This is a genomic window from Aeromonas veronii (genome assembly GCF_040215105.1).
GTDB classification, from domain to species: Bacteria; Pseudomonadota; Gammaproteobacteria; order Enterobacterales; family Aeromonadaceae; genus Aeromonas; species Aeromonas veronii_G.
In genome coordinates this window covers 619,917-645,059 of the sequence record NZ_CP157875.1, presented here as the reverse complement: position 1 = coordinate 645,059, position 25,143 = coordinate 619,917, and the positions used below count along the sequence as shown (strand labels likewise).

The following is a 25,143-nucleotide window of genomic DNA, read 5'->3' as shown; positions in this document are numbered from 1 at the left end:
AAAGAGTGGCGGCAGCCCCAACCCCCCAGACCCGCATAACGGCCATGCCAGTTCGGCGCGCCTCATAGCCATCTTTTCACTTTGGTTTGCCGCTTTATTTTGTTTGTTATCCGGCACTTGGGTCACAGGATGGCATAACAGACCACGCCAGACGACCCGCTCAGGATAATCCATGCCCTATAGCTATCTCTCACATCTGCGTTGCAGCAAGACAGGCGAAATCCATGATGCCGACCAGCCCCAGCAACTGAGCCGGGTCGGGGCCCCGCTGCTCGCCAGCTACGATCTCGATGCCCTGAAAAAGGCCTGGCACCCGGCCGCCCTGCTCGGCCGCCCCGCCAGCCTGTGGCGCTACCACGAGCTGCTGCCGGTGCGCGATCCCGCCCAGGTAGTAACCCTGGGGGAGGGCTTCACTCCTCTGCTGCCCCTGCCGACCCTCGGCAAGCAAATCGGCATCCCGGATCTCTGGATGAAGGATGAGAGCATCATCCCCACCGGCTCCTTCAAGGCCCGCGGCGCCGCGGTCGGCCTCTCCCGTGCCCGCGAGCTCGGCATCGCCCATTTCGCCATGCCCACCAACGGCAACGCCGGCGCGGCCTGGGCCCTGTACGGTGCCCGCGCCGGCCTGCGCAGCACCATCGTCATGCCCCAGGCGGCCCCCGCCATTACCAGGCTGGAGACCTCGCTGGCCGGTGCCCGCCTCTATCTGGTGGATGGCCTCATCAGCGACGCCGGCCGCCAGGTGGCCCAGGCGGTGGCGGAACAGTCCCTGTTCGACGCCTCCACCCTGAAGGAGCCCTATCGCATCGAGGGCAAGAAGACCATGGGGCTGGAGATCGCCGAGCAGCTCGGCTGGACCCTGCCGGATGCCATCCTCTACCCCACCGGTGGCGGCGTCGGCCTCATCGGCATCTACAAGGCGCTGCGGGAATTGCAGGAGCTGGGCTGGGTTCAGGGCCCCCTCCCCCGACTGGTGGCGGTGCAATCGAGCGGCTGCGCCCCCATCGTCCAGGCTTGGCAGCAGGGAGCGTCAGAATCGACCTTCTGGCCCGACTCCCAGACCCTGGCCTTTGGCATCAATGTGCCCAAGGCACTAGGGGACTTTCTGGTGCTCGACGCCCTCTATCGCACCGAGGGTTGCGCCATCGCGGTGGACGACAGAGCCATCCAGAGCGAGATCCGCCAGCTCGCCGCCCAGGAGGGCAGCTTCGTCTGCCCGGAGGGGGCCGCCGCCTTCGCCGCCGCCCGCCAGCTGCGGGAATCGGGCTGGATAAAAGGAGGGGAGCGGGTGGTGGTGCTCAACACCGGCGCCGGTATCAAGTACCCGGACGCCATTACCGTGGTGCCCCAGCGGCTGCGCCGTGACGGGAGGATCCCCACATGACCTTCGACTGGGCCTTTGTCGTCTCCACCCTGCCTGCCTTTGGCAAATCGGTCTGGGTCACCTTGCAACTCGGCGCCATCGTCATCGTCACCGCCCTCGCGGTGGCCCTGATCAACGTGGCGCTGCTCGGCCTGCACAAACTCTGGTTGAACGGGGTGATCCGCGGCTATGTGGAGCTGGCCCGCAACACGCCGCTGCTGATCCAGCTGTTCTTTCTCTACTTCGGGCTGCCTGCGCTCGGGCTCTCCCTCTCCGGCTTCACCACGGCGGTGATCGCCATGACTTTCTTGGGCGGTGGCTACCTCACAGAGGCGCTGCGAGCCGGGGTGCAGGCGGTGCCTCCGAGTCAGCTGGAGGCGGGCCAGGCCATCGGCCTCTCCCGCTGGCAACTGCTGCGCCACGTGCAGTTGCCCCAGGCCTGGCTCGCCAGCCTGCCGGCGCTCTTTGCCAACTTCATCTTCCTGCTCAAAGAGACGACCGTGGCCTCGGCGGTAGCGGTGCCCGAGCTGCTCTACACCACCAAGAACTACATCGCCCTCTACTACAAGACCTACGAGATGCTGGCGGTGCTGACACTGATGTGCGTGCTGATCTTCCTGCCGCTGTCCCTCGCCCTGCGCGCCCTGGAGAGGAGGCTGCAACATGGTCAGTTCGGTCACTGAATCGCTGATGCAGGCGCGGATCCCTATGTGGGCACGGATCTTTCTGCCGCTGCCGTCACCAGCCCTGCATGCATTGGAAGGGAGGGATGACTGTGACCACTCCGGTTTCTGAGTTGCTGGGCCAGGCCCTGCCTCTGCTCATCGTCGGCGCGGGCCAGACCCTCGCCATCTCGTTGCTCGCCATCCTGTTCGCCACCCTGGGTGGCCTGGGTTACGGCGTGCTGGCCCAGCAGGAGAGTCGGCTGACCCAGGGCGTACTACGGGTCTATCTGGAACTGTTTCGGGTGGTGCCCGTGCTGGTGTGGCTCTATCTGTTCTTCTTCGGGCTACCCATCGTCTTCGGCCTCGATATCCCGGCCTTCTGGTGCGCCGTGCTGGTGCTCTCCCTCTGGGGGGCGAGCGAGGTGGGGGAAGTGGTGCGCGGCGGTCTGAGATCTCTCGCCCGTGGTCAGCAGGAGGCCGGACTGGCCCTTGGCCTCTCCCGCTGGCAGCTCTATCGCTACGTTTTGCTGCCCCAGGCGTTGCAACGGCTGACGCCGCCGACCATCAACATTCACACCCGTATCATCAAGACCAGCTCGCTGGCGGTGCTGATCGGGGTGGTGGAGATGATCAAGGTGGGCCAGCAGATCATCGAGCGCACCTATGCCTCCGTGCTCATCTACGGCCTGCTGTTCCTGTTCTTCTTTTTGGTCTGCTATCCGCTCTCGCTCGCCTCGCGCCGGCTGGAGCAAAAATGGGGTAATGCGGTATGACACCTCTGCTTGAACTCAATGCCATCAGCAAACAATTTGGCCAGCACCGGGTGCTGGACGGGGTCAGCCTCACCGTGAACCCCGGCGAGGTGATCGTCATCCTGGGGCCGAGCGGCTGCGGCAAGAGCACCCTGCTGCGCACCCTCAACGGCCTCGAGTCCATCGGGAGCGGCGAGATCCGCTTCGACGGCGAGGCTCTCGATACCCACACCGACTGGCAGCGGCTGCGCCAGCGCATCGGCATGGTGTTCCAGAGCTATCACCTCTTCCCGAATCTGACCGTGCAGGAGAACGTATTGCTCGGGCCCCTCCGGGTGCAGAGGCGGGAACGGGCCGAGGCCCTGCTGCAGGTGGAGCAACTGCTGAACCGAGTGGGCCTGTGGGAGAAGCGCCACGCCTATCCGCGCGAGCTCTCCGGCGGCCAGCAGCAGCGCATCGCCATAGTTCGGGCCCTGTGCATGAACCCTCAGGTGATGCTGTTCGACGAGGTCACCGCCGCCCTGGATCCCGAGATGGTGCAGGAGGTGCTGGCGGTCATCCGGGATCTCGCCGGCAGCGGCATGACCCTGCTCATCGTCACCCACGAGCTGGCGTTCGCCCGGGCGGTGGCGGATCGCATCGTCTTCATGGACGGCGGCCACATCCTGGAGCAGGCCGCCCCCCAGCAATTCTTCGAGAATCCGAGGAGCCAGCGTGCCCGCCAGTTCCTCGACAAGTTTTCTTATACCCATGTCATCAAGCGAAAGGAGTCAGCATGAAAAAAATCACCTCTGTTCTGCTCAGCGCCCTCATTGGGCTCGGGATCGCCAGCGGCACCTCCCAGGCGGCGGACGGTTCCCTCGACAAGATCAAGGCCCGCGACAAACTCATCGTCGGGGTCTTCACCGACAAGCCCCCCTTCGGGTATGTGGACGAGAAGGGCAACTACGTCGGCTTCGATACCGATCTCGGCCGCCGTTTCGCCAAGGATCTCTTGGGGGACGAAAACAAGGTCGAATTCGTGGCGGTGGAACCCGCCAGCCGCATCCCCTTCCTGCAGAGTGACAAGGTGGATCTCATCCTCGCCAACATGACGGTGACCCCGGAGCGGCGCGAGGTGGTGGACTTCACCAACCCGAACCTCAAGGTCGCGGTACAGGTGTTGGTACCCGAAAAGAGCGCCGCCAAGGGGCTGGATGATCTGGCGGACAAGACCCTGATCGTCACCACCGGCACCACCGCCGACATCTGGCTGACCCGCAATCACCCGGACTGGAAGGTGATCAAGTTCGAGAAGAACTCCGAATCCCTGCAGGCCCTGGCCCAGGGTCGTGGTGACGCCTACGCCCAGGACAACCTGGTGCTGTTCAGCTGGGCCAAGGAGAACCCGGGTTATCGGGTGCTGCCCGAGAAGCTGGGCTCGGAAGACCCAATCGCACCGGCGGTGAAGAAGGGCAACGTCGAGCTGCGTGACTGGGTGAACGCTCGCCTCGCCAAGCTGGGGGAGGAGAAATACCTGCTCAAACTCTATGACCAGTACGTGCGAGATCGCCTGAGCGCCGATACCGATCCCAACGACGTGATAGTGGAAGGAGGCAAGTGGCAGGGTTGACCCCCGCCATCCCGAAGAAGTACTGAGTGTGTGTGATCTTTGGTTCCGTTGGTCCTCAAACCGCAAGGTTTGGCTTTGCAGGCGCCCCCCTCCGGTGGCGCCTTTTTTTGTGAGCGCGTCCCTCAAGCCAGGGCGAGCCCCCTGACGCCTCCTGGCAACTTGCGTATACTGGCGCCTCTTGGCACATGAGGAGATAAGAGCATGGCAAGCGACTGGGACGATATTCTGGCGGGTGGCCCCCTCACCCAGACCGAGGAGATAGCGGGCGATCGCATTCGCGGCCAGGCCCTGCTGGCCAGGTTCAACGCCACCCCGGCAGGGGATCACGACGCCAGGCAGACGCTCTGCCGCGAACTGTTCGCCACCTGCCCGGATACCTGCTGGATCAGCTCCCCCTTCACCTGCGAGTTTGGCCGCAACATCCACATCGGCGAGAAGACCTTCTTCAACTTCAACGTCACCATCCTCGACGTGGGCGAAGTACACATAGGCAACAACGTCTTGCTGGCCCCCAATGTGCAGATCTACACCGCCACCCACAGCCTGAACCACCTGGAGCGCCGCAACTGGACCGCCTACAACAAGCCGGTCCACATCGGCGATGACTGCTGGATTGGCGGCGGCGCCATCATCTGCCCCGGCGTCACCATAGGGGCGCGCTCCATCATCGGAGCCGGCGCCGTGGTCACCCGCGACATCCCGGCCGATTCCCTCGCCGTCGGCAACCCGGCCAAAGTCATTCGCACCTTGAACCCGGACGAGCCGCGAGATCTGGAACTGACATCATGATCTGGCTCGCCCTTCTGCCCCTGCTGTGGGGCAGCTGGCTCGGTATGGTGGACGCCAACTGGTGGCCACTCGCCCTCATCACCACCATGAGCTTGTTGACTGCCCTGGCCTACGCCCACGACAAGCGCCAGGCGGTGCGCGGCGGTTGGCGTGTGCCGGAAGCCCGTCTGCATCTGCTGGAACTGCTCGGTGGCTGGCCCGGCGCCCTGCTCGCCCGCCACTGGCTGCGACACAAGACCCAGAAAGGAAGCTACCGGCGGGTGTTCTGGGCCATCGTCTGGGGTCAGCTGATACTGCTCGGGATCTGGGTGAGCCGCCCGCTCTGGCTGACCTGACCCCAACCTGACGCCAAAAGAGAAATGAAGGTGGCCGAAGCCACAACCCGCTAACTGCCTCGCCGCCACGCCCGGCACCTAGACCTTCAGCGCCACTGACATCTCGGTCTTGATGCTATCGGATCGAGTGCCAGAGATGGCGCGTCAGTGGTTACCCAGGGCCAGCACACCCGGGTCTGGCCAATTCACGGACTCTTTATAATCAGATGCCGACACACTGGCGCCAACCTCTCCGATCACCGGGCAAGACTTCCCCGTGTCACAAGCAAACCCCACCAGGTATCGCCCAGTACAGCGAGTGGTGCCGCTAAGGTCGGAAGGGGAAAGGCTGAATGACGGGCCCAGGTCCAGAATCAGTTGCCATGGCAAGGCAGAGGCCCCGGCTAGCCGCTATGGCCATATCCATGACAAAGGAGGGGCTCTGTACAAACCATGCTGCTGCCTGTACAGGCCGGTGGCCCTGCGAGGGATTTGGCCATCAATAGCGAATGCTCACCATTGATCTCCAGCATGACGTTGTTCTTGCCGTTTCGCTTCACCTGATAAAGCAGCCGATCGGCGACATTGATACTACTGGAAATATCTTTGCCCATTCTGACCAGACCACCGGAAAACGTGATATTCAGAGTAGAATCCAGGATCGTCACGGGCGAAGACCACAGTCGCCTGACAATATCCAGCATGCAGTTTTCATCTGCCCCCGTACGATACATCACCACGAACTCTTCCCCTCCCCAACGGCACAAGAGATCATCACTTCTGGTGTGTTTCCTGAGATGATTAGCGAATGCAACCAGTACTTTGTCGCCAATATCATGACCGTAGGTATCATTGATTGCCTTGAAGTTGTCTATGTCCATCATCAGAACATATGAATATCGTCCATGGCGTTTTACATTATAAATAGCCTTACGGCTATAAACCCCAGTCAAGCCATCTCGGGACTGACTGTCACCCCAGAGAGTTATAAGGAAATAAATAAATGACATCAAAACCAGCATAACCTGGAATGTATAAATGAATCGATGGGTTGATACAATAGCTTGTATAAAATCAACATAATTGTACTCCCAGAACAGAGTGAAATGCCTTGAATCCAGCAATGATATTTCTTTATTGAAACAGATTGTGTATCCATTACAGGCTACATTCATATCCGTAATTTTGAAACTTGTCGGTTTAATAACATCTTTGGTGTCAAAAAAACGTTCAAAGAGGATCTTGGTCCTTATATCAAAGCCAATAACCCCGAAAAACTGGTTGTTTAATTTGTAGGGGAACAATAATGTAATAATGTCATCTTTTGATAACATGTCAGTATACTGGTTTGTCACATAGGGATTGGTGCTGCACTCTGAGCCAGGGTCTGGATTGAAACATGCACTAAAACTTTCCCAATACTCAGTTTTTTTGACATCTTTATCCAATGGATGAAGATGGACCGGGACTGAAAGTTGCTGCTCTGTCAATCCAATGATCTTGTAGTCATTGGTAATCAAGTAAATACTGCTGACAAGGCTGCTATTCAATAACATCCCATATGGTGCGAGCCATTGCGCCTCCCTTATATGCAGCACCCGATTAGACTCCAACTCGCCACTGTCATTGTTATTGTTATAGACGAAATACTGGTAATTACCTTTTTCGTTAGCATATTTTTTAAAGAAAATGTTCTGATCTTTATATGCATCAACATCTTTTATATCATTCCCATGTAACAGAGAGTCGAGATCGAATGCTGCCATATCAAAGTACAAATATTCAACAACATCAAAGTCGAATTTCGCATGGGCATTAAATATGGTTCTCACATATAAATAAGATAACCAAGAAGATACAATGAACGCTATGATAAAACTAGCGAACATGTAATTTCTTTTAAGATTTTTGTGCATGGGTGAGTCTCGGTAAAGATATTACATCAGATATAGGTATAGCCTTGCTCCACAGCCAACCTTGCTGAAAATGTACACCGGACAACGCAAGCAATTTAGCCTGCTCAGCTGTCTCGACACCCTCTGCGACTGTCTTTGCATTAATGCTCACCGCCAGTGAAATTATATTTATTAATATATCTCTGCTTATCTTGTCGGTAGCGGCAAGTGCAACAAATGATTTATCTATCTTAATGTAATCAAAAGGGATTTTTTGAATATTTTGCAATGTTGAATTACCGGTGCCATAGTCATCTATCGCCAGTTCTATGCCAGCCTGGCGTAACCCGGCAATATTGGTATATACCCTATCGGTATAAACAATAGCTTCCTGCTCCGTTATCTCCAGCACCATCACTATGCTGCCCGGTTCGAATGCATCGATGAAATCAGCACAGTCCTGCACCAGTTCGGGATCTCCGAGATGAGTGGCACTAATATTGAAGCCAACCTTGAATCCACTTGGTAGATGCGGGACAATCTCAAGCAGCTCATTTTTCACCCGCTCGAATAACTGCTTGGTAATGGGAACGATCAATCCAGAACGTTCCGCAACACAGATGAAATCAGCTGGGTAAACAATGCCTTTCTTGGGGTGAATCCATCGCAGCAAGACCTCCCCGCCAATGATACGGCCATCTGTTGATGAGACAACCGGTTGCATATACGGCTTCAGTTCATGATGGATGATCGCTTTCTTCAACAAGTATTTCTTGAAGACATACTCAATCTGAGGTTGGCCGCCATGCATAAATAAGTAGATGCTCATCAGCGTAGACAAAATTAGCAACCCCATGATTGGGCTTGAAAAGATGAGCCTATGGCGGGACTCACTGCCGAGCTGAAGATCAATATATGGGCTAACCAGATTAGAATGGTCATGGGGGTGACTGACATTGAGATGGTCATGAAGATATTCGTTGCCATCCCCTTTCACCACCATGAATGCCAACAAATAATGATGAGTGAGCACTTGGTGAACAAGGGACTTCATCTCGGCTTGGATTGTGAATTCCTCGTCAATATTGATATAGCTCAGCACTTTACCGATATTTTTATCCGCTAAGCCAGTGGAAACGTCTACCGAATACGATTCATCACCATGATGTGATGAACAGTAGGGTTGATTATTCTTGAGTAACGTCAAACTATACAAAAGAGAATGTTTCATCACCGTGGCGAGCAACTCTGACTTCATCGATGGATCGCAGTTTCCATCCACTTTACTGCCGAGAACATTAAAGACATCTGTCATCAACAGCATCTGTTCACGCAACATGGCCTCATAATCTCTTTCCGAAAGGGTAGATATTGGGTGAGGTTTATTCGCAATAAAAATGCATATCATCAATGCCAAAGATAGCGTAATGAACAGCATGAATTTCCTGTTATCGATAGAGAGCTTCATACCCTATGCCCTTTTATTCTCTGTATGTTGCTTGGCAGCCGACAATGTTCCTTGATAATTATTATGTTGTTGCTGTGACAATGACATGATAGTGGATACAGTGTTGTCACAGGATTCAATGAGGCTTAACACCTCCATCTTGTTAAGCATTCTTGGCCATATCATCCCAAGCAGTTCAATTATTCTGATGGCAACTTGCTGCAGATATGGGTTCATTTGATGAAGCTGTATCAAAGCAGCAAGTTCTTTTTGGGGGTGCTGCACACGATGCAATAGAGATGCATCATATTTCTCCTGATAAAGCCTCTTCTGGCAGGCATGGTTCATATCTAATGAGTGCAGCATGATCATGCAACTCTTCGATACAAGCAGATTATCCATCTTCAAAGACATCTCGGATGCTATTTGAAAGTTCTCTTTATATCGAGCATCAAACATTAACAGACTGCATATTCTGCATAAGTGATAACGGGAATAGAAATCGATATTAGCCACGACACTCATCACTTTATAAAATAGCAGCATGGCTTTTCCCAACTCGCCACGTAGAATTCTGGAGTGAATGTATAATATTTCCACACTCACTTTCTCATCTGCTGATGAGGCTGCACTGTATAATGTGAAAATAAAAGATTCTATCTTTCTAAGATCGTTGTCCCGGGCGGCGTTATAATCCTCTTCTTCGATTGATAACAACATGCCCCTGACGACATTGATAGAGGATGTCAGATCATCCCTAAAAGTTCCTTTGCAGCATGCCCGATAAATTGAGTATCGACGCTCCGCATTGGTGTAATCACTTTCAGAAAGACACAGATTTGCAATGACTAACTCTCTATCAGGGTTTCCTGGAGCAAGGCTGGATGCTAGTGTGAGATGAGAAATTGCTTCTGGAATATTATCTTTATATATTTCAAGCTTACTCATCACAGTCAATTCTGGCAGCGATGACACTGAAATGTCATTGCTCATATGAGCCATGATGGATTCCACTTCATCATAATCCCCCAGCTCGACAAGAACATTGCAAAGTTCGATCTTGATCCATGCATCGGCATGCTTCTTATCAAGCTCCCAATATAAATTTTGTGCCTCGTCATACTTCCGTAATGACTGCAAAAACTGACCTTTAAATTGATTGACCAACAATTGATCGACACTTTCATTACAGAGCAACTCATTGCACAGGGCAATACCGGCAGCAGCATCATGCTGATGGTCTATTTCATAAAGTGCGCGATACTGACTTCTTTTACTCAACGCAACCCTCAATCTTCGTTGCAATTGTTGTTGGTTAAATGGTTTCAAAATATAATCATCCGGTCTTAGTTCTATTATTGAACGGACAATCGTCTTGGATGACTCCCCAGTTATCATGATGAAGACACTATCAGGCCCTAATAACTTCCCATGCCTTATTTCGTCCAAAAGTTGTCTTCCGTTGAGGCCGTCACCCAAGTTGTAATCACATATAATGACATCATATTTTTTTAATTTGATGCAGTTGAGCGCAGACTTTCCTTCTTTGGCATAATCAATGCAGTTATCCGAAAAGCCCATGGCTCTCAACATGCTTCTCACTACCGAGATAACTGCCTGTGCATCATCAATGATGAGTACATTACGCTGTGAGAATGTTAAGGTGTATGCGCCCATATCAAAGTTCCAAATATCAAGTCATACATATTAATTTCATTTATATAAAATTAATCCACAGCAGATTTATTAATCATATGAAATTTTACCCATAGCATGGATTGCTGTCATAGGTGATGCTAACATCAGGCAACTCCTCCCCTATAAACAAGTAGGGATAAATAGTAACTACTAGCAAACTGGCATTTCCCCTGTCACTATTTGTTACTAAACCCCCTATTTACATGACCAATAGTCATGCCTATCTCCTGCAGTAAAGGTGGAAACTATATATACTAAGCCATTCATATCATGAGTGATTTCCTTATCATGGTTAATCCTTGGTAATCACAGAGTTAAATATTGGCGTCTATAGATAACGCAATGTATCTATGATTTGGTGTAATGACATGAACCCATCATCTGAATTTTCACTGGATGCGAATGGCAACAACATCATGGTTATCGGCCCTGCTGGTGATCTGCTTTTTGATGTAACGTTGTCCATCGCGGAAGTGAGAATCGTTTCTGCACTTTTCGCAAAAAAAGGTACCGTCATTGAGAAGGAACAACTTATATCGATAGGCTGGTCTGGCAAACCTGTCAGTTCAAGTGCACTGACGGTGGCAATTAGCAACATCAGGAGTGCGCTGAAAGGCGCAGGTATTGAAATAAAAAACATCCCCAGGCTAGGCTATATCATGAACCTTGCCAATGTTCATGTCGCGCGAGAGGAGGCAACTAAAGAGGAGGAAGAAGAAAGTCATAACGCAGGCCCAGAACTTGTTTTAGGTGAAGAACATAATGATCAGCAATCCACAGGACATGTGGGTATGCTGCATGGCATCTCATCTCGACTATGGATGTGGCAGTTCAAGCCGTTCATAAGAAACCTGATGTGGTTTTTACTATTGTCGGCTGCAGCTGCATTCATCATATCAACCATGATGGTTTATTTATATGAAACCTCACCAACCATCTGCGTTTCAAAACAAGATGTCATTGTTTGCACCAGTGATGATCCCGATTTCTATTTTTCTAGCACGCCCATAGAATTCGATATCGAAGCGTTCATTCATCATTTATTTGAGGAGTCATAAATTGACAACCAAATTTATCAAGGTTTTCTCCATCCTGGCCATGATGTCCATTTCATTGCTGCTGTTTGGTATTGCGAATGGCGCAGGCTGTAATTACAAAGTGGAAGGTATCGATGAGCAAAATGGGCGAGCATACAAGGGAAGTTGTCAGCAAGGAATTCTGACATATTATGCATTGGACAAATATGAACGACGTCTTACGAAAGGACTTCAGATCAGTTTTATGAATAGCATTGTCATCTTTAAATTCTATCAGGACACGATGCCCCTGATGAACAAACCTCACCACCTGTCAATGCCGAGAACCAATATACTGCAGCAGTTTCGTGTTTCTGATCTGCACGTTTTGATGAATGGGAGGCGAGTCATGGTATTTACGTCATCCTTCCCGGAGAGAAAATTGCTCAAGGTTAAAATAAATGGCCATCTCAGTTTCTCAGACCGCCTTAATATAGCGTAAGGAATAGGCTATCCCCGACTGGTGGCAAGCATAGATCCATGAAAACATCTATGTCGCTTTATTGTATATTGTTCAATATGGCAGTTTTAAAACCCAACCCTTAAGTAGAGTGATATTTTCATATTCCGTGGATTCTGTTGATATGACAGCGTGGGGTGTCGATAATGCTCATTGAACATCATGATTGAAGCAACAGGGAATGATTCATGAATCTGTGGACAGGCATAGTCCTGATCGTCTTTCTCAGTCTGCTGTTTGGCTATCTCGGCAAGCGCGCCCGCTACAAGCTGGGGGATGGTCGCATCACCGACCGTCTCGGCAAACAGGACATGATCATCAAGGAGCTGCAGGAGCGGGTCGCCAACCTGGAGGCCATCGTCATCGAGGAAGAGAAACGCCGGCCATTCAAGGAGCTATAAACCCTGCTGGCCGACGACATTCCGTCCATGGGCAGTTCGACACGCTGCTTGATGGATGTTCTGTAGATTTATATTTCACTTAACAACAAAAAGAAGTGATTATCACTACCTCTATCAAACAGGCCGGCGCTGCATGGCCGCTGCCAGCGCCCCCTTCCCGCGTTCCTGCAAGGCATCGACAACCCCTTGCCTATCCGCCGCCTCCTTGTTCTGACTCAGCTTGAACTTGCCCACCAGGGCGCTTATCTCGATTTCGATGCCGACCACGGCTGCCACCATGGCCTCGACATAGTCTCGCGGTGCGTCCGCCATCTTCCAGGGGCTGGGCTCGGTCGCCTCGTGGCACCTAGTCAAGCTCGCCAGCAGGCGGCGCACGAAACGGGCATCGTCGCGCACCCGGATGCGACCGTGGGCGTGGACCACGGCGTAGTTCCAGGTCGGCACCTGTTGGTGGTGCTCCTGCTTGCTCGGATACCAGTTCGGGGAGACATAGCCGTCGGCGGCCTTGAAGATCACCAGCACCTCCTGCCCGTCCGTCACTTCCTGCCAGAGCGGGTTGTTGCGCGCCACATGGGCGCGCAGGACCCCATGCTCTCCCTCCCCGGCATAGAACTCGAACGGTAGATGATTGGCATCCAGCCCCGACTCGCCATGAGTGATCAGGGCCCCCAGTGGATGGGCCCGCATCAGCGCGTGCAGGGCCTCGGGATCGGTGGCGGCAAAATGGGTTGGCAGATACATAAGGGCTCCTTGGTCGATGGTGACGCATCCGTGCGAAGGCCCATTCTTGCGCAATCGAAGTTGGCTGGCGATGGCGCAGCAATAAAAAAGAGGGCCTGAGCCCTCTTCATTTTCTCTCGCTCGGCCATCAGCCGCGTTTGGCCAGCCAGGCTTCGGCGGCCACCAGGGCGCCTTCGATCTGCTCCCGGGCGACGCCGCCTTTGGCGACCCGCTTGGCGAGGGTCGCTTCCAGCTCCAGATTGGGGTAGACGTCGAACTCGATCACCGGGCTGAAGCGCTGGAACTCGCCGATGGTCAGCTCCTCCAGCGGCTTCTTCACACCGATCGCATAGACCACTGTCTCGCCGACGATATGGTGCGCCTCGCGGAACGGGATACCCTTGGCCACCAGATAGTCAGCCAGCTCGGTGGCATTGGCATAGCCACCCTGGGCCGCCGCCTTGGTGCGCTCGCCGTTGACCTTCAAGTCGATCAGCACCAGGGCCGCCATGTCGAGGCAGTCGTGCCAGGTGTCCAGGGCATCGAACAGCCCTTCCTTGTCTTCCTGCATGTCCTTGTTATAGGCCAGCGGCAATGCTTTCAAGCTCATCAGCATGCCCATCTGGGCGCCGACCACCCGGCCGGTCTTGCCACGAATGAGCTCGAGCGCATCCGGGTTCTTCTTCTGGGGCATCAGCGACGACCCCGAGGTGACCGCGTCAGACAGCTCGACGAAACCTGCCTCGCCGGTGTTGTAGAAGATAAGATCCTCGGCAAAACGCGACAGGTGCGCCATGGAGAGCGACGCCACGTGCATCAGCTCCACCACGTGATCCCGGTCCGACACCGAATCCAGGCTGTTGCGGGTCGCGCCGCCAAAGCCCATGTCGAGCGCCAAGGCTTCCCGGTCGATGGCGTAGGCGGTGCCCGCCAGCGCGCCGCAGCCGAGCGGGCTGGTGTCGAGGCGCTTCAATGCATCCTGCAGACGGGAATAGTCCCGCTCCAGCATCTCCACATAGGCCAAGGCCCAGTGGGCGTAGGTGACCGGCTGGGCACGCTGCAAATGGGTATAACCGGGCAGCACGGCTGCCTGATTGGCACGGGCCGAATCGACCAGCCCCTGCTGCAGGGCCGTGATGGAGGAAAGCAGCAGCTCCCCTTGCGCCTTGCACCAGAGTTTGAGGTCGGTCGCGACCTGATCATTGCGGGAACGCCCGGTGTGCAGCTTCTTGCCGAGGGTCCCGACGGCGTCGATAAGCTTCCCTTCGACCCAGGAGTGGATGTCTTCGGCGTCCGAGCTCAGGATCTGTCGGGGATCCTGCTGCACCGAGGCCTGCAGCACTTCCATCGCCTGTTGCAGCTGTGCCTGTTCGTCACTGGTCAATACGCCGACCTTGACCAGGGCGCGGGCCCAGGCCATGGAGCCCTGAATATCCTGCTCCGCCAGGCGGTAATCGAAGCGCAGGGAGTCGTTGAACTGCTTGAACCTGCTGTCTACGCCCTGACTGAAGCGTCCACCCCAAAGTGCCATACTGCTCTCCTTGAATGCGTTGCCGGCGGCGCCTTTGCACCTGCCGTACTGGCGCGGCCATTGGCCTGCGCGCTGAAATCCTGCCTTGTCTGGCTGCGAGTCTCTTGTCTGACAGAGACTTATCTCACAGCCGCGGCCAAGGCGCTGCCGCTTTCGTCACATACCGCCGCTTATGAGTGAGGGGCCAAGCCGCCATCTATAAGCGAGGGGGCCAAGCCCCCTCACCGGTCATAGCGGTCACCGCGCTGGATTAGCCGTGGGTGTGATCCCCACCGATGGCCTGATGCTGCTCCTTCATGGCGCGGATCCGGCTCGCCAGGGTGTAGAGACGGATGAAGCCTTCGGCATGGCTCTGGTCGTACACCTCGTCGGCACCGAAGGTGGCGAAGTCTTCGGAGTAGAGGCTGTTCGGCGACTTCTTCTGCACCGCGGTGACCTGACCCTTGTACATCTTCAGCACCACTTCACCGTCGAGATCTTCGGCGATGGCGTTGGCGGAGGCGACGATGGCCTTGCACAGCGGGGTGAACCAGCGACCGTCATAGACCAGGTGGGAGAACTCGGCACCGAGTTTTTCCCGCCAGGCGCGGGTCGGGCGGTCCAGCACCAGCTCTTCCACGGCGCGCAACGCGGCAACCATGACGGTACCGCCCGGGGTCTCGTAACAGCCGCGGGACTTCATGCCCACCATCCGGTTCTCGGTGATGTCGATACGGCCGACGCCGTGCTTGCCGGCGCGCTCGTTCAGGGTCATCAGGATCTGATGCGGGCTCAGCGGCTGGTCATCCACCGCCACCACTTCACCCTGGGCCACGGTCAGCTTGACGTATTCCGGCTCGTTCGGTGCCTGCTCGGCGGAGACGGTCCACTGCCAGACCGCTTCGGACGGCTCGTTCCAGGTGCTCTCCAGCTCGCCACCCTCGGTGGAGATGTGCCAGGCGTTGGCGTCGCGGCTGTAGATCTTCTTCAGGGTCGCCTTGCAGGGGATGTCGCGGGCTTCCAGGTAGGCCAGCAGATCCTCACGGGAGCGCATGTCCCACAGACGCCAGGGGGCGATCACCTTCAACTGGGGCGCCAGGGCGGCCACGGCCCCTTCGAAACGCACCTGATCGTTGCCCTTGCCGGTGCAACCGTGGGAGATGGCGTCGGCCCCTTCCGCCAGCGCCGCTTCCACCATGGCCTTGGCGATGATCGGACGGGCCATGGAGGTGCCCAGCAGATAGGTGCCCTCATAGACGGCGCCGGTCTTCAGGGTCGGGTAGACGTACTCTTTGACGAACTCTTCGCGCAGGTCCTTGACGATGCACTTGGTGGCGCCGGAGGCGATGGCCTTCTGCTCGATCCCTTCCAGATCGTCACGCTCCTGACCCACGTCGGCGACGAAGGCGACGATCTCCGCATCGTAGTTTTCTTTCAGCCAGGGAATGATGGCCGAAGTATCCAGTCCGCCCGAGTAAGCCAGTACTATCTTGTTGATTCCGCTCATTTACTTCTCTCCGTGATGATTCGATAAGATGTTGATTCAGGGTCGGTCGCCGCGTTACTTGTGACCCAGCAGGGTCAACAGCACGGCATTCTGGATATGCATCCGGTTTTCTGCCTCATCCAGAATGAGGGAGGCTGGGCCGTCCATCACCTGGGAGGTGATCTCCAGCTCCCGGTGCGCCGGCTGGCAGTGCAGCACGTGCTGGATACCGGTCCGGTCGAGCAGGGCCTGGTTGATCTGATAAGGCATGAAGATATCTTTTACCTGCTCCATTGGCGTGTTGTCACCCATGGAGACCCAGGTGTCGGTATAAACCACGTCGAAGCCCTCGATGGCGCCCACGTCATCGCTGATGTGGATGTGCGCGCCGGACTGGGCGGCCAGGGCCTGAGCCTGCAGGAAGATCTGGGTGTCCGGGCCATGGCCTTTCGGGCAGACCAGGGTCACGTCGGTGCCCAGGGTCGCCCCCAGCAGCAGCAGGGAGTGGCTGACGTTGTTGCCATCGCCGAGATAGGCGAGCTTCACCTTCGACAAATCGCTGTAATGCTCGGCAATGGTCATGAAGTCCGCCAGCCCCTGGCAGGGGTGGTAAAGGTTGCACAGGCTGTTCACCACCGGCACGCTGCCGTGCTCCGCGAGTCCAACAAGCGTCTGATGATCGAACACCCGGGCGACGATGGCGTCACACCAGCGCGACAGGTTGGCGGCGAAATCCTGCACGGATTCCCGCTTGCCGAGCGCCCCATTCTGCTGATCCAGGTAGACGCTGTGACCGCCGAGGCGGGCGATGCCGATATCGAAGGTGACCCGGGTGCGCAGGGAGGGTTTCTCGAACAGGGTCACCACGCTCTTGCCCGCCAGGGCCTGGCCGTATTTCTTCGGATCGGCCTTGACCGATTTGCCCAGCGCAATCAGCGCCTCGATCTGGGCCTTGTTTAAATCACTGTCTTTCAGAAGGTGTTGCATCGGATTGTCCTTGTCCCGGTGAATGTCAGAGGCAGACCTGGGTGCCGACGGCGCCGCCCGCCAGCAGCTTGAGCAGTTGATCCGGGTAGCGCCAGCTGGCGACGCAGACCGGCTTGCCCAGGGTTTCGGCGGCGTGCAGCGCCGCCTTCACCTTGACCGCCATGCCATCCCGGATGACCCCCTTCTCCATCAGATCCAGGGCGCTCTGCTTGTCCAGTTGCGGCACCAGCTTGCCCTTGCCATCCAGGATGCCGCTCACGTCGGAGAGCATCACCAGATCGGCCCCCAGGGCCTCGGCGATGGCGGTGGCCGCCTGATCCGCGTTGACGTTCATCAGCTGACCCTCGGCGGTGATGCCGATGGAGCTCACCACGGGCAGGAAGTTCTGGCTCAGGATCCCCTGCACCAGCGCCGGGTTGCCCGGCTGGCAGTCACCGACCGCGCCGAGATCCGGGTCGAGCTGGGTCACCTGGCAGAGGCCGCCGTCGGCGAGGCAGAGCCCCACCGCCGGAGTACCGGTGGCGATGGCCTTGGCCATCATCATCTTGTTGGCGGTCCCCGCCAGGGCACCGGCGATGAAGGGGATCTGGTCGAACGGGGTCACCCGCAGACCGTTCTTCTTGGTGGAGGTGAGCCCCAGCCCCTTGAGCAGGTCATCCACCAGGCAGCCGCCGCCGTGCACCAGCACCAGGGGACGGTGCTGTTCATCCAGGAAGGTCTTCAGGGTGGCGAACAGGGCGGTCAGCGCCTCGTCGTTCTCGATCAATGCCCCACCCAACTTGATTACCAGAGTCTGCTTGTCCATCGTCACAATCCTTCCTTAAGTCCTTAAATCAGGCCGGTGGCCGGTTCAAACCCGAATTTGATATTTATGCACTGCATGGCCTGGGAGGCGGCACCCTTGAGCAGGTTGTCGATGGCAGAGACCACCACCAGCATGTTGCCCTGCTGTTGCCAGGCGATGTCGCAGTAAGGGGTGTTCGCCACCCCGCGAATGGAGGGCATCTGGCCGGTGAGCCGCACCAGAGGCTTGCCTTCATACGCCTTGAGGTAGGCCTGACCCACCTGGGTGCCGGTCACGCCATCCGCGAGCTGTACATAGATGGTGGCCAGGATGCCGCGCACATAGTTGCCAAGGTGAGGCTGGAACAGCACCCCCTTGCCGAGGTGATGGCTGATCTCCGGCTGGTGTCTGTGATTGAAGGTGCCGTAAGGGTTCAGGCTCACCTCGCAGAAGCTGGTATTGATGGCCGCCTTGCGACCGGCACCAGACACGCCGGAGACCGCGTTGATGATGGGCTGCCACTCCTTGGCGATGAGGCCCGCCTGTTGCAGCGGCTTGAGGGCACACAGGGATGCAGTCGGGTAGCAGCCGGGCACGGCAATGAGCTGGGCGCTGTGGATGGCATCGGCATTCCACTCCGCCAGGCCGTAGACCGCCTGATCCAGCCACTGCTGGCTCTGGTGGGTGAAACCGTAGAAGGAGGCGTAGAATCCCTGATCCTTGACCCGGAAGGCGCCGGAGAGATCGAACACCGGCAGCCCCTTGGCCAGGAACTTGGGTGCGAGCTCGGCGCTCACCTCGTGGGCGGTCGCCAGCAGCACCAGATCGGCCTGGGTCAGGATCCGGGTCATGCCATCCTCGTCCAGGGGCAGCAACGGCTGATCCAGCGCGCCAACCCACTGGGGATGGAGGGAGGAGAAGCGCTTGTGCGCATCCTGGCTGCCGGCGGAGACGTAGAGGCCGAACAGCTTGAGTTGTGGATGGTTCTGGACCAGTGCGGCCAGTTCGGCTCCCGCGTAGCCACTGGCACCGACGATAACGGTGTTAAGCATTGTTGAGTATTCCAAGTCTGGGTTTGAAGTTCACAGCGCGATGCTGTGGTGCAAAGGGTCAGCTATCGCCCCTTTGGCACCGTGTGCGGAGGGGCAATTCAGGCGGGTGTGTGTCGTCGGTTACAGATCAGGTGACAGAACATTAACTTTCCCTTACAACTAGAAGCCTTGTCGATGAGCACTCGAAAAGAATATTCATGCACTCACTTTGCATTTGTATTTTCTAACAGAAACATTCCGGGGACGCAAGGAGGAGCTGATGGCCAATCTGGATTTTTTTTCACTTTATAAGAATATTATTGCGATTCCCTCCATCAGCAGCACGGATCCCCGCTGGGATCAGAGCAACGAGGGGGTGATCCGTCTGCTGGCTGACTGGTTCGGTCAGTTGGGCTTTCATTGCGAGGTGACGGCGCTGCCGGATCTGCCGGGCAAGTTCAACCTGGTGGCGACCATGGGTCAGGGTGAAGGAGGCCTGCTGCTGGCAGGCCATACGGATACGGTGCCCTTCGATGAGGGGGCCTGGCGCAAGGATCCTTTCAAGGTGACCGAGGAGGGCAACCGCCTGTACGGGCTCGGCACCATCGACATGAAGGGCTTCTTCGCCTTCATCGTGGAGGCGCTCAAGGAGATCGATCTCAAGACCCTGAACAAGCCTTTGCGCATTCTCGCCACGGCGGACGAAGAGACCACCATGGCGGGGGCCCGCGCCATCGCTGCGGCCGCCGAGCTCAAACCGGATTATGCGGTGATAGGCGAACCCACCGGCCTGGTGCCCGTGGTCGCCCACAAGGGCCACATGTCGGAGGCCATTCGCATCACCGGCAGGAGCGGCCACAGCTCGGATCCCACCAACGGGGTCAACGCCATGGAGATCATGCACAAAGCCATGGGCCAGGTGCTGAAACTGCAGCAAGATCTGAAGGACAAGTACGCGGATCATCGCTTCGCCGTGCCCCAGCCCACCCTGAACCTAGGTTACATCCAGGGGGGGGACAGCCCGAACCGCATCTGCGGCTGCTGCGAGCTGCACATCGACATGAGGCCCACCCCCCAGGTCGGGCCGGACGAGCTGATGGGCATGCTCAAAGAAGCGCTTTCCCCCATCGAAATCCACCAGCCGGGCTGCCTGCACCTGCAGCACCTGCACGAGCCCATCCCCGCCTATGCCTGCACCGATGACTCGGATCTGGTGCGCGAGGCCGAGAAGGCGAGCGGCCAGGCCGCGCAATCCGTGAACTATTGCACCGAGGCCCCCTTCATCCAGCAGCTCGGTTGTGAAACCATAGTGCTGGGCCCAGGCCATATCGCCCAGGCCCACCAACCGGATGAGTATCTGGATCTGTCGTTCGTCAAACCGACCACGGCGGTGCTGCAACATCTGATCCGGCGTTTCTGCGTCTGACGGGAGCGGAATGTAAGTAAGTTACATGACATGCCGAGGCGGGACAGGTGAGGGAAATACATGTTCTGAATCGGCTTGTTATTTGACCTTGCGCAGACAATCTGGGTAGATTGTCCCCCTAAGATGACGGAGCATATGTTGTAATCGCACAACAATAAATGGGGCAGCCTCTCACCTAGGAAGGTCAGGAGGCACCAACAAAAATAAGGATGTGGAATGAACGAAAAGTACGCCGCTCTACGCGCCAACGTAGGCATGCTGGGCCAGTTGCTGGGCAAGTCCATCAAAGATCATCAGGGACAAGCCTTCCTCGACAAGATCGAAACCATTCGTCAACTGGCCAAATCCTCTCGCAAGGGCAATGAGGCAGACAGGGAGCGCCTGCTCGAGACCCTGCGCACCCTCTCCGACGACGAGCTGCTGCCCGTGGCCCGCGCCTTCAGCCAGTTCCTCAATCTGGCCAACGTGGCGGAGCAGTTCCACACCATCTCCCGCCGCTGCGAAGAGCAGGAGTGCACCCCGGATCCCCTGGAGCAGATGTTCGCCAAGCTGAAAGCGTCCAACCTGTCCCAGGAAGCCATCATCCAGGCCGTGCGCGAGCTGGACATCGATCTGGTACTGACCGCTCACCCCACCGAGGTGACCCGTCGCACCCTGATCCACAAGCACGTGCAGCTCAACGACTGTCTGGAAGCACTGGAGCTGTCCGATCTGCTGCCCCGTGAGCGGGACAAGATCCTCAATCGCATCGAACAGCTGGTCAATCAGGCCTGGCACACCAACGAGATCCGCGAGCAGCGTCCCACCCCGGTGGACGAGGCCAAGTGGGGCTTCGCCGTGGTGGAAAACAGCCTCTGGCCCGCCATTCCCGAATTCATGCGCAATCTGGACGAGCGCCTGCAACACCACCTGGGTGTGCGGCTGCCCCTGGATGCGGCGCCGGTCAAGTTCACCTCCTGGATGGGCGGTGATCGCGACGGCAACCCCTTCGTCACCGCCAAGGTGACTGCCGAAGTACTGGAGCTGGGCCGCTGGATGGCGGTGAACCTCTTCTACCGCGACATCAAGGAGCTCACCTCCGAGCTCTCCATGGCCGACTGCACCGAGGAGCTGCGCAAACAGGTAGGTGACAACCCCGAGCCCTATCGCGCCCTGGTGCGCGAGCTGCGCGAACAGCTGCGCGAGACTCAGGAGTACCTGACCGCCAAGGTGCAGGGCCAGGTGAGCGAGAGCCGGGATCTGGTCAAGACCACGGCCCAGCTGCGCGAGCCCCTTGAGCTCTGCTACCACTCCCTGCACGCCTGCGGCATGGGCAACATCGCCGACGGCATGCTCTTGGACGTGCTGCGCAAGCTCGCCTGCTTCGGCATCCATCTGGTCAAGCTCGACATCCGCCAGGACGGCGAGCGTCACGGCCAAGTCTTCTCCGAGCTGACCCGCTATCTGGGCATGGGGGATTACGCCGAGTGGAGCGAGGATGACAAGCAGGCCTTCCTGCTCAATGAACTGAACTCCCGCCGCCCGCTGATCCCGACCGACTGGGAGCCGAGTGCCGATACCCGCGAGACCATCGATACCTGCCGGGTGATCGCAGAGCATGATCCGGATGCATTCGGCATCTACATCATCTCCATGGCCGGCGCCCCCTCCGACGTGCTGGCGGTGCAGCTGCTGCTCAAAGAGGCCGGTTGCAAGTTCCGCATGCCGGTGGCGCCGCTGTTCGAAACCCAGGAAGATCTGATGGCGGGCACCGCCGTGATGGAGCGCCTGCTGTCCGTTGACTGGTATCGCGGCTACATCCAGGGCCGTCAGTACGTGATGATCGGCTACTCGGATTCCGCCAAGGACGCGGGCATGATGGCCGCGGGCTGGGCCCAGTACGCCGCCATGGAATCCCTGGTGGCGCTGGCTGAATCCAACAATCTGCGACTGACCCTGTTCCACGGCCGTGGCGGCACCGTCGGTCGCGGCGGTGCCCCCGCCCACCAGGCGATCCTGTCCCAACCGCCGGGATCCCTGCGCGGCGGCCTGCGAGTGACCGAGCAAGGGGAGATGATCCGCTTCAAGTTTGGACTGCCCAAGGTCGCCATCAATAGCTTGAATCTCTACACCAGCGCCGTTCTGGAGGGGAATCTGCTGCCACCGCCGAAGCCGAAAGAGAGTTGGCGTGCCGTGATCGAGCAGGTCGCCGAGTCCTCCTGCGAGCACTACCGCTCTATCGTGCGTGGCCACCAGGACTTCGTGCCCTACTTCCGCGCCGCCACCCCGGAGATGGAGCTCGGCAAATTGCCGCTGGGTTCCCGTCCCGCCAAGCGCAAGCCGAACGGCGGCGTCGAGAGCCTGCGCGCCATCCCCTGGATCTTCGCCTGGACCCAGAACCGGCTGATGCTGCCAGCCTGGCTCGGTGCCCACAAGGGGCTGCAGCAGGCCATCGATGACGGTCACAAGGCGGTGCTGGACGAGATGAGCCGCCAGTGGCCCTTCTTCCGCACCCGTCTCGAGATGCTGGAGATGGTGTTCCTCAAGGCCGACCTCTGGCTGGCGGAGTACTACGACACCCGTCTGGTCCCCACCGAGTTGTGGGCCCTGGGCAAACAGCTGCGCCAGGAGCTCTCCGACTCCATTCAGGTGGTACTGGAGCTGCGTCCCCAGGGCGATCTGCTGGATGATCAGCCCTGGATCCAGGAGTCCATCAAGCTGCGCAACCCCTACACGGATCCCCTCAACGTGCTGCAGGTCGAGCTGCTGGGGCGCTCGCGCAACCACGCCGAGACCCTGCATCCCGAGCTGGATCAGGCGCTGATGGTCACCATCGCCGGTATCGCCGCCGGCATGCGCAACACGGGTTGAGAACGCGCTGTCGACCTCACTCCCATCAGATTGAGAGGGCGCCCACGGGCGCCCTCTTTATATGCCTCAAACCAGCCTGTCCCTCCGGCCGCGAAGATCCCCTGATCCACTGACAGGAGCCAACCGCTCACCACGGCATCATGCCCCACCAGCAAGGCGAGGATGAAGTCATACGAAGCCTTTCATCAACAGCTCGGAGCAATAACCCGCCTCGGGGAAAATTTGCTTGTATCACAAGCCGTTACAAGCTGAACTCAGGCTGATATATTGGACTCTGGGTGTCAAAAGGGATGGCTGGGCTTTATATGTTAAAGTCGGTAGCGAGCAATAAATGGATCTATCTCGGCAGCATTCTTTCCCTGCTGTTTTTTGTCGCCATCGGCCATTACTTGGCCTTATCCAACCAGAGACAGCAACAACTGGATTTTTCCCGGCTGGTCCTCGACAACTCGGAGAGAATATCGCAACAGTTGGCCGATTCACTGCGGGCGGTGAATCAGGCTGGACTCGTCGAGTGCACAAAACCCGTTCTGGATAAAATAAGGGTCATTGCTTCCCGATTTCCCTATGTGGGGGATATCGGCATCATCCAGGATGAAAAACTGGCTTGCAGCGCAGACTGGGGAATATTGGTAAACCCGGAGTCTCTGCCCCGCCATAGTTTCCTGACCACCTCGGGTTTTGAAATTTACATTAAACCCACCTCACTGCTGCCATCCAATGTGGTCAGGGACATGACCCGTCTGGGCAATGCCGTCGCCTTCACCTCCGAATTGCTCACTCATCAGGTCTACCAGGGGCCGGAGGGCGTCACCTATGAACTGGTCACCCAGGATGGGAAGAACGCCTTCTTCAAGTTGCTCGACATGCCTGCCGGCGGCAATAGTCTGACCACCCTGTCCACCAGGCTGTGCAGCGAGCAGTATGATTTTTGTGTCATCACCCACAATGAACGTGCCGGCCTGCTGGCTTACAAGGCGGCCCCCCTCACCTTCTACATACTCTTCTCCCTGTGCCTCGGGGGGCTCATCGCCTTTGCCACAACCAGTTTTCAGGAAGAGAAAAAATCCCTCGAATTCAGGCTCAAACGGGCAATACAGCGCAACGAGCTCTATCTGGAATACCAACCCGTGGTGCATGCCCACCAGCACAATATCGTTGGCATGGAAGCCCTGTTGAGGTGGAAGGATGATCTGTATGGTCAGGTCTCACCCGAGTTATTTATTCCGGTCGCCACCAAGCTCGATATCTATGGGAAAATATCCACCTTCATTGTCAGCAGGGCGCTGGCTGAGGTGCATGAGCTGCTTGAAAAAGATGAAAAATTGACGATTTCATTGAATGTCAGCACCTATGAAATCAACGCCCCGGATTATCTCGACCGGTTGCAGGCCCAGGCTCTCCGATATGATCTGAAACCCACCCAGATAAAGCTGGAGATCACCGAGCGCATCAATGAATACCATCAAAAAATAGCGGACTTCACCACCTCGGCACGAGAGAAAGGGTTCAAGATATCGCTGGATGACTTTGGTACCGGCTCATCCAATATTCTCTGGCTGACCGCCATCGACTTCGATGAAATCAAGCTGGACAAGATCTTCATTAATGGCCTGCACGAGGAACTGAAGAAAGATCTCTTCACCTCCATGCTGCAAGGCATCACCAAATTGAACAAGCAGATCGTCTTTGAGGGGGTCGAGAGCCCCCACGAATTGAGGCTGATCGAGTCATTCGACAGACATGCCCTGATCCAGGGCTGGGTGTTCTACAAAGCAATGCCTGTCAAGCGACTCGCCCAGGCCATCCAGGAACGCAACCACCCCGGCCACGTGGCATCCCGTATCGGCTGACGATGACCATCCACCAGACGGGGA

22 protein-coding genes are annotated in these 25,143 nt (G+C 56.9%); 13 read left to right on the top strand and 9 right to left on the bottom strand.

The genetic code is table 11. The features are described 5' to 3' along the window. Positions 1 to 172: 172 nt before the first annotated feature. From ABNP46_RS03135 to ABNP46_RS03105, 7 genes are all read left to right on the top strand, one after another. On the top strand, positions 173 to 1,384 hold the full coding sequence (locus tag ABNP46_RS03135; protein WP_349920969.1) for a threonine synthase: 1,212 nt from the start codon (positions 173 to 175) through the stop codon (positions 1,382 to 1,384). Further along, positions 1,381 to 2,046: an amino acid ABC transporter permease gene (locus ABNP46_RS03130; RefSeq protein ID WP_349920968.1), complete on the top strand. Its 666-nt coding sequence runs from the start codon at positions 1,381 to 1,383 to the stop codon at positions 2,044 to 2,046. The genes ABNP46_RS03135 and ABNP46_RS03130 overlap by 4 nt, the downstream gene beginning before the upstream one ends. Positions 2,047 to 2,138: 92 nt before the next feature. Then, positions 2,139 to 2,801: an amino acid ABC transporter permease gene (locus ABNP46_RS03125; RefSeq protein WP_349922355.1), complete on the top strand. Its 663-nt coding sequence runs from the start codon at positions 2,139 to 2,141 to the stop codon at positions 2,799 to 2,801. Further along, positions 2,798 to 3,559, top strand: coding sequence for an amino acid ABC transporter ATP-binding protein (locus tag ABNP46_RS03120; RefSeq protein WP_349920967.1), 762 nt, complete (start codon positions 2,798 to 2,800; stop codon positions 3,557 to 3,559). Before ABNP46_RS03125 ends, ABNP46_RS03120 begins: the two co-directional genes overlap by 4 nt. Next, positions 3,556 to 4,392 (top strand): transporter substrate-binding domain-containing protein, encoded by an 837-nt coding sequence (locus ABNP46_RS03115; protein WP_349920966.1) that lies wholly within the window; start codon positions 3,556 to 3,558, stop codon positions 4,390 to 4,392. The genes ABNP46_RS03120 and ABNP46_RS03115 overlap by 4 nt, the downstream gene beginning before the upstream one ends. 201 nt (positions 4,393 to 4,593) lie before the next feature. Next, positions 4,594 to 5,181, top strand: coding sequence for a sugar O-acetyltransferase (locus ABNP46_RS03110; protein ID WP_349920965.1), 588 nt, complete (start codon positions 4,594 to 4,596; stop codon positions 5,179 to 5,181). After that, positions 5,178 to 5,516, top strand: a complete 339-nt coding sequence (locus tag ABNP46_RS03105; RefSeq protein ID WP_349920964.1) for a DUF1294 domain-containing protein — start codon at positions 5,178 to 5,180, stop codon at positions 5,514 to 5,516. The genes ABNP46_RS03110 and ABNP46_RS03105 overlap by 4 nt, the downstream gene beginning before the upstream one ends. 383 nt (positions 5,517 to 5,899) lie before the next feature. On the opposite strand, the gene ABNP46_RS03100 is transcribed toward ABNP46_RS03105, so the two are convergent. The 3 genes from ABNP46_RS03100 to ABNP46_RS03090 are packed head-to-tail and all read right to left on the bottom strand — an operon-like array spanning position 5,900 to position 10,514. Beyond that, the gene (locus ABNP46_RS03100) at positions 5,900 to 7,384 is read right to left on the bottom strand and encodes a GGDEF domain-containing protein (protein WP_349920963.1); all 1,485 of its coding nucleotides are present in this window, start codon (positions 7,382 to 7,384) and stop codon (positions 5,900 to 5,902) included. A 10-nt stretch (positions 7,385 to 7,394) separates the two neighbouring features. Then, positions 7,395 to 8,858, bottom strand: coding sequence for an EAL domain-containing protein (locus ABNP46_RS03095; RefSeq protein ID WP_349920962.1), 1,464 nt, complete (start codon positions 8,856 to 8,858; stop codon positions 7,395 to 7,397). A 3-nt stretch (positions 8,859 to 8,861) separates the two neighbouring features. Then, on the bottom strand, positions 8,862 to 10,514 hold the full coding sequence (locus ABNP46_RS03090) for a response regulator (protein WP_349920961.1): 1,653 nt from the start codon (positions 10,512 to 10,514) through the stop codon (positions 8,862 to 8,864). Between the two features lie 389 nt (positions 10,515 to 10,903). Here ABNP46_RS03090 and ABNP46_RS03085 point away from each other — a divergent pair, with 389 nt between their 5' ends. From ABNP46_RS03085 to ABNP46_RS03075, 3 genes are all read left to right on the top strand, one after another. Continuing rightward, positions 10,904 to 11,593 (top strand): winged helix-turn-helix domain-containing protein, encoded by a 690-nt coding sequence (locus tag ABNP46_RS03085; RefSeq protein WP_349920960.1) that lies wholly within the window; start codon positions 10,904 to 10,906, stop codon positions 11,591 to 11,593. A 1-nt stretch (position 11,594) separates the two neighbouring features. After that, positions 11,595 to 12,053, top strand: coding sequence for a hypothetical protein (locus tag ABNP46_RS03080; RefSeq protein ID WP_349920959.1), 459 nt, complete (start codon positions 11,595 to 11,597; stop codon positions 12,051 to 12,053). Positions 12,054 to 12,259: 206 nt separating this feature from the next. Beyond that, a complete protein-coding gene (locus tag ABNP46_RS03075; protein WP_349920958.1) occupies positions 12,260 to 12,472 on the top strand; it encodes a hypothetical protein in 213 nt (70 codons plus the stop codon). A gap of 114 nt (positions 12,473 to 12,586) precedes the next feature. On the opposite strand, the gene ABNP46_RS03070 is transcribed toward ABNP46_RS03075, so the two are convergent. The 6 genes from ABNP46_RS03070 to argC form a co-directional block, all read right to left on the bottom strand. Next, positions 12,587 to 13,213, bottom strand: a complete 627-nt coding sequence (locus ABNP46_RS03070) for an FMN-binding negative transcriptional regulator (protein ID WP_349920957.1) — start codon at positions 13,211 to 13,213, stop codon at positions 12,587 to 12,589. 127 nt (positions 13,214 to 13,340) lie between these two features. After that, complete coding sequence (gene argH, locus ABNP46_RS03065; RefSeq protein WP_349920956.1) at positions 13,341 to 14,723, bottom strand: argininosuccinate lyase; 1,383 nt, start codon at positions 14,721 to 14,723, stop codon at positions 13,341 to 13,343. Positions 14,724 to 14,973: 250 nt separating this feature from the next. Then, positions 14,974 to 16,209, bottom strand: a complete 1,236-nt coding sequence (locus ABNP46_RS03060) for an argininosuccinate synthase (RefSeq protein WP_349920955.1) — start codon at positions 16,207 to 16,209, stop codon at positions 14,974 to 14,976. 54 nt (positions 16,210 to 16,263) lie between these two features. Further along, complete coding sequence (locus ABNP46_RS03055; RefSeq protein WP_349920954.1) at positions 16,264 to 17,175, bottom strand: ornithine carbamoyltransferase; 912 nt, start codon at positions 17,173 to 17,175, stop codon at positions 16,264 to 16,266. Between the two features lie 25 nt (positions 17,176 to 17,200). After that, entirely contained in the window at positions 17,201 to 17,980 is a 780-nt protein-coding gene (gene argB, locus ABNP46_RS03050) for an acetylglutamate kinase (protein ID WP_349920953.1), read from the bottom strand. A gap of 23 nt (positions 17,981 to 18,003) precedes the next feature. After that, positions 18,004 to 19,011, bottom strand: coding sequence for an N-acetyl-gamma-glutamyl-phosphate reductase (gene argC / locus ABNP46_RS03045; protein ID WP_349920952.1), 1,008 nt, complete (start codon positions 19,009 to 19,011; stop codon positions 18,004 to 18,006). Between the two features lie 259 nt (positions 19,012 to 19,270). Between argC and argE the strand changes: the two genes are divergently transcribed. From argE to ABNP46_RS03030, 3 genes are all read left to right on the top strand, one after another. After that, on the top strand, positions 19,271 to 20,416 hold the full coding sequence (argE, locus tag ABNP46_RS03040) for an acetylornithine deacetylase (RefSeq protein WP_349920951.1): 1,146 nt from the start codon (positions 19,271 to 19,273) through the stop codon (positions 20,414 to 20,416). A gap of 216 nt (positions 20,417 to 20,632) precedes the next feature. Beyond that, positions 20,633 to 23,266 carry a phosphoenolpyruvate carboxylase gene (gene ppc / locus ABNP46_RS03035; RefSeq protein ID WP_349920950.1) on the top strand — a complete coding sequence of 878 codons (2,634 nt, stop codon included), beginning with the start codon at positions 20,633 to 20,635 and terminating at the stop codon, positions 23,264 to 23,266. A 305-nt stretch (positions 23,267 to 23,571) separates the two neighbouring features. After that, positions 23,572 to 25,119, top strand: a complete 1,548-nt coding sequence (locus ABNP46_RS03030) for an EAL domain-containing protein (protein WP_349920949.1) — start codon at positions 23,572 to 23,574, stop codon at positions 25,117 to 25,119. The last annotated feature ends 24 nt before the right edge of the window (positions 25,120 to 25,143 follow it).